Here is a 13,467-nt window from a genome sequence, read left to right on the forward strand (position 1 = left end):
AAAAAGCTATGTGATGGAACTGAAAGGAATAAGGAAAAATAAAGTTTTTTCAAATAGTTATAATTTTAAAAATGGCAAAAAGGGCAATAGATAAGCTCTATTCCCCCAATTATTTATTGGTAGATAATGACGTTATTCGTGTAATCCACACTCACGTTTTAAGCCGAAAAATCGTGTATCTTCTTCACTCATACCCTCTTCCCATTTTCGGGTTGTATGAGTATCTCCTACAGAGAGATAGCCTTGTTCCCATAAAGGGTGATAAGGTAAGTCGTTCTCTTTAAGATATTGATAGACCTGCTTATTATCCCAATCAACGATAGGTAAAAACTTAAAGATCCCTTTTGCGATTGAAAGCACTGGTAAATGTTCACGGCTTTTAGCTTGTTGTCGGCGAAGACCTGCAAACCATGTTTGAGCCTGTAATGCTTTTAACGCCCTTTCCATCGGCTCTACTTTATTTATCTGGTTATAACGTTCAATACCATCAATGCCTTCTAACCAAAGTTTGCCATAGCGCGCTTCTTGCCAAGATGAAGATATTTCAGCTCGATAGATCTTCAAGTTAAGTTGTAACTGCTGAGTCAATGTATCAATAAATTGATAGGTTTCAGGAAACAGGTAACCTGTATCAGTCAAAATCACAGGAATTTCAGGATATTGCCGAGTGATTAAATGCAGACATACCGCAGCTTGAATACCAAAACTAGAGCTTAATACATAGGCTTTAGGCAAATGTTCTAAAGCCCAAATAACCCGTTCAATGGCGCTTAATTGCTCTAGCTGTTGATTAATCTCGCTCAAAGCATGTGTTTGTTCTTCAACAGGTAACTGTTTTAGCGAAGCAAGCTGAAATAAACTCATACCGCCTCCTGCACTTCATAAAAATCAATCGCTGAATTCAGTACAGGTTTAACAACATCAGTGCGGATAAGAAAATCACCGAAACCTTCATTGTTATGACGAGAAATTGCCCATTCACCAATCAGTGGATCCAGTATTGCAATGATTTCTTGCGAGGTAATATTTTCACGATACATTCTAGGAATACGTGTCCCAATGCGATTTCCCCCTAAATACAAGTTGTAACGATCAGGTGCTTTACCCACCAGCCCAACTTCTGCCAACATAGCCCGACCACAACCATTCGGGCATCCTGTTACACGCACAACAATATACTCGTCACTCACACCATGTTTTGTCATCAAACTATCAAGGATATCGGTGAATGAAGGCAAAAAGCGTTCAGCTTCTGCCATCGCTAATGGGCAAGTTGGGAAAGAAACACACGCCATCGCATGTTCACGCAGTGGTGTAATTTGGCTATTCATCAAACCATATCGACGAGCAATCGCTTCAATATTGGCTTTTTCACTCTCTAATACACCTGCCACTATTAAATTTTGATTAGCAGTCAGTCGGAAATCACCTTGATGAATTTTGGCTATTTCCGCCACGCCTGTTTTTAATGGAGTATCTGGCGTATCAATCAATCGCCCACTTTCAATAAATAAAGTTAGGTGCCATTTATTATCAACACCTTTTAACCAACCGATTTGATCACCTCGATGGGTAAATTCATAAGTTCTAATAGCCTCAAAAATTACTCCAGAACGACGTTCAACCTCTTGTTTAAATGTCTCTATACCAACACGTTCCAGTGTATATTTTGTTTTTGCATTTTTACGTTCAGTTCGATTTCCCCAATCACGTTGAGTCGTCACAATGGCTTCTGCAATTGCCAATGTCTTCTCAATAGGGATATAACCAAACTCACTGGCTAAGCGAGGAAAAGTATTTTTATCGCCATGTGTCATTGCAAGACCGCCACCCACAAGCACGTTAAAACCAACTAAATGCCCGTTTTCAGCAATCGCAATAAAATTCATATCATTAGCATGAAGATCAACATCATTGTGAGGCGGGATCACCACCGAGGTTTTAAATTTCCGTGGTAAATAGGTTTCTCCTAAAATAGGCTCTTCGTCTGTTGTTGCGATTTTCTCTTTATCTAACCAAATTTCCGCATAAGCATGGGTGCGGGGTAACAGATGTTCTGATATTTTTTTCGCCCACTCATACGCTTCTTGGTGTAATGAAGATTGCACTGGGTTTGAAGTACATAACACGTTACGGTTAACATCGTTCGCTGTCGCTAAAGCATCCAGACCTGTTGCCACCAACATTTGATGAGCAGGTTTTACATTGCCCTTTAAAATGCCATGAAATTGAAATGTTTGACGATTGGTAATACGAATACTGCCATAAAGCGTATTTTCAGTCGCAAACTTATCAATACTAAGCCACTGTTTAGGCGAAATAATACCCCCAGGTAAGCGGCAACGTAGCATCATTGCATGACGAGGTTCTAACATTTGCTCCGCACGTTCAGCGCGAATATCTCTGTCATCTTGTTGATACATGCCATGAAAGCGGATCAATAGAAAGTTATCGCCTTCAAAACCACCCGTTAAACCATTTTGTAAGTCTTCTGTAATAGTGCCGCGTAAAAAATGACTCTCTTTTTTCATGCGTTCACTATCAGCCAGTTTCCCTTCAACCACTAAGGGTGCTTGAGTGTGTGATTTCATTTAATAGACATCCCTCTGATAACGCCGTTCTAGGCGTAGCTCACTTAAGTATTCATCTGCTTCTTCAATATTTTTATTGCCATACTCCATCACAATATCTAACAACGCCTGTTCAACATCTTTTGCCATTCGTGACGCATCGCCACAGACATAAAGATAAGCGCCTTGTTGTAACCATTGCCAAATCTCACTACCACGTTCACGTAATTTATCTTGTACATAAATTTTATGTGCTTGATCTCGTGACCATGCTAAATCGATATGAGTTAGCAGACCGCTTTTGACATAACGTTGCCATTCCACTTGATAGAGAAAATCTTCTACAAAATGAGGATTACCAAAAAATAACCAGTTTTTACCTGTTGCAGCGTCATGATCGCGCTGTTGCATAAAACCTCGAAAAGGTGCAATGCCTGTACCTGGGCCAATCATAATGATAGGGGTGGTGTTATCTTCAGGTAGGCGAAAATGCGCATTTTTTTCGATAAAAACATTGATGCTATCGCCTTCTTTCAATCTATCCGCTAAAAAGCCAGAAGCTCCACCGGTATAAGCTCGAGAATTAACGTCGTAACGTACAACTCCTAAAGTAAGGTGTACTTCGTCTTCGACTTCTTGTTGTGACGATGCAATAGAGTAAAGACGAGGAGTCAGTGGACGTAAAATATCAACAAAATCTTGTGCAGCAGGTTGAGCACAATATTGGCGTACCATCTCATTAATAGGATGTTTGTCTGCATATTGCTGAAGCTTGGTTTTATCAGCTACTAATGACAATAGATCTTCATGACGCGTCAATTGGGCATAGGCTTTTACGATAGGTGCGCTATTTTGAGTTAGCTCACAATGGTTCTGTAACGCTTCTTTTAAGGTGAATGTTTGAGATTTTAACGTGACAGGTTCATCACCCCTTAGCCACAACAAAGTAATAAGTTCATCAACTTTTTCAGGTGAGTTATTAAACCAAACGCCCAGTGCATCACCTGGTTGATATTGCAAATCAGAACCTTCAAGGCTGATTTCAATATGGCGAATATCTCTATCTGAATTTCTGCCTGTAATTTTTTGATTAGTCAGTAATGTGGCAGTAAAAGGGGCATCTCGATGATAAATAGATGCCTCAATCGTATCTGTTGTACCTGACTGTGTTTGTTGTAAGACTTGTGTACTTTGTGTCGGAACTTTTGCCTTTAAGATCCCTGTAAGCTGCTCTATCCATTCATCCGCAATAGCTTGATATTCAACATCAGCATCAACTCTTGGTAATAAACGTGTTGCACCTAGTTGTGCAATTCGCTCATCAAAGTCTTTTCCTGCCTTACAAAAATGCTCATACGATGTATCACCTAAGCTCAATACTGCATAAGACGTTCCTTTCATTTCAGCCGCTTTTTTAGAGTTCAGATATTTATAAAAAGCAATTGCTTCTTCAGGGGGATCACCTTCACCTTGCGTAGATGCAATGATGATCAAGGTTGTTGTTTTATGGATCTGCTTAAACTTATATTCACCTGCGGAATATAGTTCTACATTCAATTTGTGAGCAACCAAATTATCTCGTAACTGTTCAGCAAGATGACGCGCATTACCCGTTTGAGAAGCAGAGATCAATGTAATGGTTTCCTGCTCTGGTACGAGTGCTGAGGTAACTGTTGCAGAGGTAACCACTGTCGATGCGGATACAACAGAAGGATTAAGCTGTCCCCACAAATAGCCAGATAACCACGCAATCTGCGCTGTTGAGAGATCTTTTGTTGCATCCTGTAATTTATTCAATTGTTCCGGTGTTAATGGAAGCATTGATAATAATGGAGGTTGATTGCTCATTTATCCTGCCTTAAAAAAGCGAAGCACTTATCTGTGCTTTATTGTTCTTTGATAATATTTCTAATATTGAGAGGGTATCCCACGACTAGAAGATGAATTAAAGACCTGTTGGCTCTATCTAATAACCTTAAATGCTAAATTTATTTATCGGTTTCCTTTACCAATATAATCAATAAGCAAAAAGGAACATAATAAGCCATTAAGATTAAGGGAGATTAGGCGTGATACGCTAAATCGGCTACACTGGTAGACTTCGTACTATTTGTGTCTTTTTTTTACTAATTAAGTCAAGAGAGTTTTGATGACAACCACCATCTTTAAAGATTTTCAGTTTGAAGCAGCCCACCATTTGCCACATGTTCCTGAAGGCCACAAATGTGGACGTCTTCATGGGCACTCCTTTCTTGTTAGATTAGAGCTAACAGGTGAAGTTGATGCACATTCAGGTTGGCTTATTGATTTTGCTGATGTGAAAGCCGCATTTAAACCTACTCTTGAGCGTCTAGATCACTACTACCTTAATGAAATTGAAGGCCTAGAAAATCCGACCAGCGAAGTGCTGGCAAAATGGATTTGGCAACAAGTAAAACCGTCATTGCCATTATTATCTACGGTGATGGTGAAAGAGACGTGTACAGCAGGATGTATTTATCGCGGTGAGTAAATCGGGTTTAACATTAAACCGTTATCACCTAAAAGAAAATCAGCCTTTATTGGCTGATTTTTTATATTAAAAACACGATCACGCAATATTTAAATATTTATGCGTTTGCATTGAGAAACGCCAATTACGCTCAATGCAGGTTTTAATACATAATGCCGTCGCACTCTCTTTACAACTAATAGGTTGTAAAGCAACAACAGGTGCGGGATGCTCTGTGCGTAATGTCAGTAAGGCATCCAACGCTTCAATATCTTTTTCACGTCCAACAGGATGTTTTATCTCATTAGCACGATTAATTGCGCTGGTTAATACCTTAAAGCCCCCCTTCATACCCACTTTTGGGGAAAGTGTCACCCAAGTCTTCTCACTACATAAAATATCGTGAGTACCACTGGTTTCTATCTGACAGGCGAAACCTGCTTGCTCAAGCCCTTCGGTTAAAGGGCGTAAATCATATAAGCAAGGCTCGCCTCCTGTGATAACCACGTGTTTTGCACTATAACCTTGTTGTTGGAAAAGTGATAAAATCTGAGCAACGCTGGCTTCTCCCCAAGCATCGCTTTCTTGCGTTTTAATAGGAATATCACCAAGAGGAACTTTTTTTTGGTCTTCTTTTTGCCAAGTATGTTTGGTATCACACCAACTACAACCTACAGGACAACCCTGTAATCGAACAAAAAGTGCAGGAACGCCAGTAAAAACACCTTCACCCTGTAAGGTTTGAAACACTTCATTAATGGGGTATTGCATAAGAAACTCTGATATCCAATGAATGCTGATGATTATTACAGATAACTATCTCACCGTAAGAGGCTTTATGATAAGGTACATGGTTTGTTTTGAATAGCTAACGTGCGAGAAGACACTGAAAAAGAGGATAGATATCCTCCGTTGGACAGAGATGGGAATACTTTAGATGCAAAAAGAGAATCAACTTTCACGAGGATTATCAGGGCGGCACATTCGTTTCATGGCGCTAGGCTCTGCAATCGGTACAGGTTTATTTTATGGCTCTGCGGCTGCCATTGAGAAAGCGGGTCCAGCTGTATTGCTTGCTTACCTTATTGGTGGTGCAGCAGTATTTATGGTTATGCGTGCATTAGGTGAAATGGCAGTTCATCATCCTGTTGCAGGCTCTTTCTCACAATATGCAAGCCATTATATGGGGCCTTTAGCCGGCTTCTTAACGGGCTGGAACTACGTTTTTGAAATGCTGATTGTCTGTTTAGCTGACGTCACGGCATTTGGTTTCTATATGAAACTCTGGTTCCCAGATGTTGATCAATGGATATGGGTATTAGGCATCGTTTGCTTTATTGGCGCCTTAAACCTTTGCCATGTGAAGATATTTGGTGAAATGGAATTTTGGCTTTCTATTGTTAAAGTCACTGCAATTATCGCCATGATAATTGGCGGTGTTGTCATTATGATGTATGGCTTTGGGCAACAAACTGAACACCCTATTGGTATTTCTAACTTATGGGAGTTTGGTGGCTTTATGCCAAATGGTATTGAAGGGGTTATCGCCTCGCTCGCCATTGTCATGTTTGCGTTTGGTGGGATTGAAGTAATTGGTATTACAGCCAGTGAAGCTAAAGATCCTGAAAAAACCATTCCTAAAGCTATCAATGCCGTACCGTTTCGTATCTTATTATTCTATGTACTGACAATTTTCATTCTAATGTGCATTTTCCCTTGGCAACAAATCGGCCATAACGGTAGCCCATTTGTACAGATTTTCTCAAATCTAGGGATCAATTCAGCAGCAAATATCTTAAACCTTGTGGTTATCACGGCCGCAATCTCTGCGATTAACAGTGATATCTTTGGTGCTGGTCGAATGATGTACGGAATGGCTCAAGAAGGACAAGCACCAAAATCCTTTATGAAGCTCACTCGTAATGGTGTGCCTTGGATGACAGTGCTAGTGATGTCTGTTGTCTTGTTACTGGGCGTAGTACTTAACTACCTAATCCCAGAGCAAATCTTCGTTTTAATCGCCTCTATTGCGACATTTGCAACAGTTTGGGTATGGTTAATGATTTTACTTTCTCAAGTTGCGATGCGTCGTAAGATGAGTGCAGATGAAGTGAAAACACTGAAATTCCCAGTACCACTATGGCCTGTAGCTCCTGCACTGACTATCGTCTTTATGGCGTTTGTTATCGCAATCTTAGGCTATTTTGAGTCAACCAGAATGGCATTGGTTGTCGGTATGGTATGGGTAGCTATTTTAACTATTGGCTACTATGTAGGTATCAAACCAAGAATGACTCAGAAATAAATCACAATTCTGAGTTAAACAATAAAGGCTGTGGATTAATTCACAGCCTTTTTCTTTATTATGCGATCTTCACTAAACCAGTGCTTGTTTTAAATCAGCAATTAAATCATTCACATCTTCAAGACCAATTGATAATCGAATCAAACCATCACTAATACCATGCCTTTGTCGTTCTTCTGCACTATAAGTAGCATGGGTCATTGTGGCGGGATGTTGAGCTAAAGACTCACAGTCTCCTAAACTCACTGCTCGACTAAAAAGATTTAAGCGATTCAAAAACTCTCGACCTGCTTTTATTCCTCCCTTTAACTCAATGGCGATCATACCTCCAGCTAAACGCATTTGACGCTTAGCAAGTTCGTATTGAGGAAATGAAGCTAGCCCAGGATAATAAATAGTTTCGACTTTAGGATTATCTTCAAGATATTGTGCAATACGCTGTGCATTTTGGCAGATCTGTTCCATTCTTATGCCTAACGTTTTTATACCTCGTAAAATTAATGAGGCATCGTGAGGAGACAGACAAGCACCAGTCATATCCTTTAAACCTTCAACTCGTATTTTATCTGCTAGGGCATGTGTAGTAATAATTGCACCTGCTGTTACATCACCATGGCCTGATAAATATTTAGTCATAGAATGCACTACAATATCAGCGCCAAGCCCTAAAGGTTGCTGTAAATAAGGCGAGCAATAAGTGCTATCTACCATGACTAAAATATTATGCTGATGCGCAATTTCTGATATCTTTGCAATATCACTCACTCGCATATTGGGATTAGCCGGAGTCTCAAAGAAAATGAGTTTTGTTTTCTCTGTGATCGCTTCTTTTAATTTTTCTAGGTTAGTTAAATCAACATGCTTTATTTTAACGCCGAATTTAGCGAGCCCATGATTAAAAAACGTAAAAGTACAGCCATAAAGTGTCATATCAGCAATAAGTTCATCACCAGGTTTAAGCAATGACCAACAACTAGAAGTAATTGCACCTATACCAGATGAAAATACAACAGCACCTTCACCATTTTCTAATTGAGCTAAACGCTTTTCTAATAACTCTAATGTAGGATTTGAGATCCGAGAATAAAAATGCCCTTTTTGTTTTCCTGAAAAACAATCAGCACCATATTGTGCAGTTGGAAAAACAAAAGTAGATGTTTGAAAAACAGGAGGCACTAATGCCCCCTGAGAATCTAACGGAGAATAACCATAATGTATTGCTTGAGTATTAAAATGTTTATTACTTTGCGTCATTATATCTCCTAAATATTAATTAATTTTCTATTCGTTGGTTATTTTCCCCGATAATCTGAACTGTTCTTAGAATAATTGAAATTCCTTTAAGGGTATCAGGGTTTCTTAATAATGCGAAAGTTGAACCTAATGTATATTTTTTATCTTGATAAATAGATTCTTTCTTTGCCATATTATAAGCAGCACTTAATTCCCAAACTGGAATTAATGTTTCTTCAAATGCAACCGAAAGTTTTTCAACTGTTGCATTATCCATAATATCTATTGAATCTGATATTAAAGATAATAAATCGACGATATTATCAAACCTTTTTAATGCCAATAATGGTCTTGCTTTTTCTAATAAATGTTGAAGATGTAATTTATCTTCATCAGATAAAAGTTGAATGTCTGCTGGGCTTAAATTATTTTCACTCATTATTGTATCCCCTATAATAATCCTCTAACGGTTGCCCAATATAAGCCTCGGTTATAACTATTACGCAATAACCCACCCAACTTTGTTGGTGGTGTAGGAATTACGTCATGTTTATAGTCATACTGTAATGGCATACCTGCAGATAATCCCATTTGTGCGACAGCTTGCACTCGACCATCATAAATCGCAGCAGGATAACCATAGCGAAGCTCACCACAGATATTATTTGCAATCACACCAGCTTGGTTATGACAACTACCACCGGCTTTACTAATCGGTAAATCAACCGTATCACCAAGAACATACACTTGATTTAACCCATAAACTTGCAATGTTTCAGGATCAGTAGGTAACCAGCCTTCACCATTATTATGTTCACTTAAGCCTGTGTTACGGATCGCCTCAACCGCAGTAATTGGCGGTGTACTCATAAGGATATCAAACGGCTCTGCCTCGCCCTCTTTTGAGTAAGCGATTTTCTTATCAGGATCAACATGGCTTAACGTAAAGCCTCGTTTAGCTTTAATATCTCGCTCAGAGAATACTGCAGGAAGAACTTCACAAACTTCTTGTTGCATAAACAGACAGTTTCTTAGTAGTTGAGCAACCGTAGGATAGGTATAAACAATCTCAATATTATTTCTCACCCGACGTTGGCGAAGAAGCTCATCCAGCATCAATGTAGTCTCCATAGGAGCAATACCACATTGATGAGGTACATTAGGTGTTTCAGGGAAGCTAACAGTAATAAATACACGACCTTTTTCAATTTTAGCTAACTTATCAGCGAGTGTTCTAGCCGCTTCATATTGGTAGAAATGATTTCCTGCTTCTTTTAAACCTTCAATTCTATGGGGGCTAGGAACACAACCAGTTGCCAAAACTAAAAAATCATAATTGTATTTTTTATTAGACTCGCAATAAATAACTTTATTATTAAAGTCAAAACGTTCTGCTTTATCAATAACAAATTCAATTTCAGGTCTTAATAAGCTCCTTTCTGATCGCATTAGCTCTTCTTTTAAAAAAAGATTGAATGCAATATACATAAATGCAGGTTTGTAATAATGATTAGGATTATCTGAAATAAGCGTTATTTTGATTTTATTTGAAAATATTTCGTCATTTAACTTTTTAGCTAGGATATTAGCAAGAATAGTTCCGCCTGTACCGCCGCCAATAATAACTATATTTTTTGTTGGCATTTTATTTCCTATACCCAGTAATATTAGATAGACGGAAAAATTATAGTAAAAGTTATTAATATAACAAATAGATTAAATAGATAGATAAACTACCTATAAAATAATATATCTAATCAATAGATAATATAATTACATGCAATTCAAATATTAAAAATTTAATATTAACTAATATTATAATTACTCACTAATAAAATGTCGCAATTAAAGGATAATGATCAGATGCATCTGTGATTAAGACTTCAGCTTTATTCAATGATAATCCTCGATAAAAAATATAATCTAACGGTTTACCAAAGGCTTTTGTACGCCAATCGTTATCAAAAATAACTTCTTTAAGCCTTAACGTTCTCGCAAAACGTTTTAATACATTGACTCTTGGGCGACTCCACGCATTAAAATCACCCGCTAAAATAATAGGTCCTTTATGATGCATGATGTGAACAGATAAATTACTTAACTGACGCTGATAAACATCAACACCAAAACTAAAATTAATCGCATGAACATTTATGACCATTAAATGATCACCTGTAATTAACGGATATACCGTAATTAATGCTGATTTCGGTAGTCTTAAAAAGGGCTCTTTTTCCCTGAGAGGACAACAATAGATAGGATGGGAACTTGATAATGTCATCACACCTGCAGGGTGTTGTTGAAAAGCCAAGGCAGGAACTTGATCTGCAATTAAATGATGAGTGCCAGCAAAACGGACAAGCTCTGGTGTGGTTTGCGCTTCTTGTAACAAAAGCAAATGTGTATCTGTTGAAAGCGTTTCCAACATATTACGCCAATTGGGTCGTTGCTGTTTATAAATATTCCAAACCGCAATTTTTAGAGAGCCTTCTGTATAAAGAGGCATTCCAATAGGCAGAGTATCCTTTCTTTCACTTAGAGGCGGGCTAGGCTCAATCCTTTCAACAGGTTGACCTGCCACAAAACGCACTGAATAAGTCGGTTTTTTCGCCATTAACAACCTCAGATAAACAGCAAGATCTCTTGCTATAACTGAAGTATACCAAAGGCAAGCTTCGCTCTCACCCTTTAAAAGGACACTATAATCAACAAAAGTAATTATTTTTATACATAATAGTTATATTTACTTAAAAATCTCTGATTAATTTTTGGTTTATTCTAATTTTTAAGCAAAAAAAAACCTAAGTCATTAGACTTAGGTTTCTTAATGTTGGCGGAACGGACGGGACTCGAACCCGCGACCCCCTGCGTGACAGGCAGGTATTCTAACCAACTGAACTACCGCTCCGCGTATTCTTTGCGCGATTAATGTTATTAAACACTAACGCTTTAATTGATGCCTGGCAGTTCCCTACTCTCACATGGGGAGGCCCCACACTACCATCGGCGCTACAACGTTTCACTTCTGAGTTCGGCATGGATTCAGGTGGGTCCGCTGCGCTATGGCCGCCAAGCAAATTCTGTTTAATTACCCGTTACTTCGATTTCTCTTCGTAACCAGCAATTTTCAATCTTAAAACAAGCTTACTTCATCTACTCTTTGTCTCTCAGACAAAACACCTTCGGTGTTGTCAGGTTAAGCCTCACGGTTCATTAGTACTGGTTAGCTCAACGTATCGCTACGCTTACACACCCAGCCTATCAACGTCTTAGTCTTAAACGTTCCTTTAGGTCACTCAAGGTGACAGGGAAGACTCATCTCGAGGCAAGTTTCCCGCTTAGATGCTTTCAGCGGTTATCTCTTCCGCACTTAGCTACCGGGCAATGCCATTGGCATGACAACCCGAACACCAGTGGTGCGTTCACTCCGGTCCTCTCGTACTAGGAGCAACCCCTCTCAATCTTCCAACGCCCACGGCAGATAGGGACCGAACTGTCTCACGACGTTCTAAACCCAGCTCGCGTACCACTTTAAATGGCGAACAGCCATACCCTTGGGACCTACTTCAGCCCCAGGATGTGATGAGCCGACATCGAGGTGCCAAACACCGCCGTCGATATGAACTCTTGGGCGGTATCAGCCTGTTATCCCCGGAGTACCTTTTATCCGTTGAGCGATGGCCCTTCCATTCAGAACCACCGGATCACTAAGACCTACTTTCGTACCTGCTCGAGCCGTCACTCTCACAGTCAAGCTGGCTTATGCCTTTGCACTAACCGCATGATGTCCGACCATGCTTAGCCAACCTTCGTGCTCCTCCGTTACTCTTTAGGAGGAGACCGCCCCAGTCAAACTACCCACCAGACACGGTCCCCGATCCAGATTATGGACCTAGGTTAGAACATCAAACGTTAAAGGGTGGTATTTCAAGGTTGACTCCATGCAGACTGGCGTCCACACTTCATAGTCTCCCACCTATCCTACACATCAAGGCTCAATGTTCAGTGTCAAGCTATAGTAAAGGTTCACGGGGTCTTTCCGTCTTGCCGCGGGTACACTGCATCTTCACAGCGAGTTCAATTTCACTGAGTCTCGGGTGGAGACAGCCTGGCCATCATTACGCCATTCGTGCAGGTCGGAACTTACCCGACAAGGAATTTCGCTACCTTAGGACCGTTATAGTTACGGCCGCCGTTTACTGGGGCTTCGATCAAGAGCTTCTCCCTAAGGATAACCCCATCAATTAACCTTCCAGCACCGGGCAGGCGTCACACCGTATACGTCCACTTTCGTGTTTGCACAGTGCTGTGTTTTTAATAAACAGTTGCAGCCAGCTGGTATCTTCGACTGGCTTCGGCTCCGTCCGCGAGGGACTTCACTTACCGCCAGCGTGCCTTCTCCCGAAGTTACGGCACCATTTTGCCTAGTTCCTTCACCCGAGTTCTCTCAAGCGCCTGAGTATTCTCTACCTGACCACCTGTGTCGGTTTGGGGTACGATTGTTGGTAACCTGAAGCTTAGAGGCTTTTCCTGGAAGCAGGGCATCAATTGCTTCACCACCTTAGTGGTTCGTCATCACACCTCAGCATTAAGTGACCGGATTTGCCTAATCACTCTGCCTACATGCTTGAACCGGGACGACCGTCGCCCGGACAACCTAGCCTTCTCCGTTCCCCCATCGCAGTTACCACCAGTACGGGAATATTAACCCGTTTCCCATCGACTACGCTTTTCAGCCTCGCCTTAGGGGTCGACTCACCCTGCCCCGATTAACGTTGGACAGGAACCCTTGGTCTTCCGGCGTGCGGGTTTTTCACCCGCATTATCGTTACTTATGTCAGCATTCGCACTTCTGATACCTCCAGCAT

General features: G+C 40.3%; 10 protein-coding genes, 1 tRNA gene and 2 rRNA genes. 2 read left to right on the forward strand and 11 right to left on the reverse strand.

Annotated elements, in window-relative coordinates; genetic code table 11:
* Positions 1-132 precede the first annotated feature (132 nt).
* From GWJ01_RS00505 to cysJ, 3 genes are read right to left on the reverse strand one after another with little or no spacing between them, the layout of a single operon-like run.
* Positions 133-864, reverse strand: a complete 732-nt coding sequence (locus GWJ01_RS00505) for a phosphoadenylyl-sulfate reductase (protein WP_109401389.1) — start codon at positions 862-864, stop codon at positions 133-135.
* A complete protein-coding gene (gene cysI / locus GWJ01_RS00510; RefSeq protein WP_161710571.1) occupies positions 861-2,591 on the reverse strand; it encodes an assimilatory sulfite reductase (NADPH) hemoprotein subunit in 1,731 nt (576 codons plus the stop codon). Before cysI ends, GWJ01_RS00505 begins: the two co-directional genes overlap by 4 nt.
* Complete coding sequence (cysJ, locus tag GWJ01_RS00515; RefSeq protein ID WP_109395440.1) at positions 2,592-4,418, reverse strand: NADPH-dependent assimilatory sulfite reductase flavoprotein subunit; 1,827 nt, start codon at positions 4,416-4,418, stop codon at positions 2,592-2,594.
* A gap of 298 nt (positions 4,419-4,716) precedes the next feature.
* Between cysJ and queD the strand changes: the two genes are divergently transcribed.
* On the forward strand, positions 4,717-5,082 hold the full coding sequence (gene queD / locus GWJ01_RS00520; protein WP_161710572.1) for a 6-carboxytetrahydropterin synthase QueD: 366 nt from the start codon (positions 4,717-4,719) through the stop codon (positions 5,080-5,082).
* A 78-nt stretch (positions 5,083-5,160) separates the two neighbouring features.
* Here the strand turns inward: queD and queE are convergent, their stop codons facing one another.
* On the reverse strand, positions 5,161-5,832 hold the full coding sequence (queE, locus tag GWJ01_RS00525) for a 7-carboxy-7-deazaguanine synthase QueE (protein WP_109401387.1): 672 nt from the start codon (positions 5,830-5,832) through the stop codon (positions 5,161-5,163).
* 166 nt (positions 5,833-5,998) lie between these two features.
* On the opposite strand from queE, the gene GWJ01_RS00530 reads away from it, so the two are divergent.
* Entirely contained in the window at positions 5,999-7,366 is a 1,368-nt protein-coding gene (locus tag GWJ01_RS00530; protein WP_109395438.1) for an amino acid permease, read from the forward strand.
* Positions 7,367-7,438: 72 nt separating this feature from the next.
* On the opposite strand, the gene GWJ01_RS00535 is transcribed toward GWJ01_RS00530, so the two are convergent.
* The 7 genes from GWJ01_RS00535 to GWJ01_RS00565 form a co-directional block, all read right to left on the reverse strand.
* Complete coding sequence (locus GWJ01_RS00535; RefSeq protein ID WP_109395437.1) at positions 7,439-8,620, reverse strand: methionine gamma-lyase; 1,182 nt, start codon at positions 8,618-8,620, stop codon at positions 7,439-7,441.
* Positions 8,621-8,639: 19 nt separating this feature from the next.
* Positions 8,640-9,038 carry a hypothetical protein gene (locus GWJ01_RS00540; protein ID WP_109395436.1) on the reverse strand — a complete coding sequence of 133 codons (399 nt, stop codon included), beginning with the start codon at positions 9,036-9,038 and terminating at the stop codon, positions 8,640-8,642.
* 11 nt (positions 9,039-9,049) lie between these two features.
* Positions 9,050-10,243 carry an NAD(P)/FAD-dependent oxidoreductase gene (locus GWJ01_RS00545; RefSeq protein WP_109401386.1) on the reverse strand — a complete coding sequence of 398 codons (1,194 nt, stop codon included), beginning with the start codon at positions 10,241-10,243 and terminating at the stop codon, positions 9,050-9,052.
* 184 nt (positions 10,244-10,427) lie between these two features.
* On the reverse strand, positions 10,428-11,213 hold the full coding sequence (locus GWJ01_RS00550) for an endonuclease/exonuclease/phosphatase family protein (RefSeq protein WP_161710573.1): 786 nt from the start codon (positions 11,211-11,213) through the stop codon (positions 10,428-10,430).
* A gap of 217 nt (positions 11,214-11,430) precedes the next feature.
* Positions 11,431-11,507: transfer RNA gene (locus tag GWJ01_RS00555), tRNA-Asp, on the reverse strand.
* Positions 11,508-11,557: 50 nt separating this feature from the next.
* A 5S ribosomal RNA gene (gene rrf / locus GWJ01_RS00560) occupies positions 11,558-11,673 on the reverse strand.
* A 118-nt stretch (positions 11,674-11,791) separates the two neighbouring features.
* Positions 11,792-13,467 (reverse strand): 23S ribosomal RNA (locus tag GWJ01_RS00565); the annotation flags it as partial.

This window comes from Proteus sp. G2618, from assembly GCF_009915995.1.
In the GTDB taxonomy this organism is placed as follows: domain Bacteria; phylum Pseudomonadota; class Gammaproteobacteria; order Enterobacterales; family Enterobacteriaceae; genus Proteus; species Proteus terrae.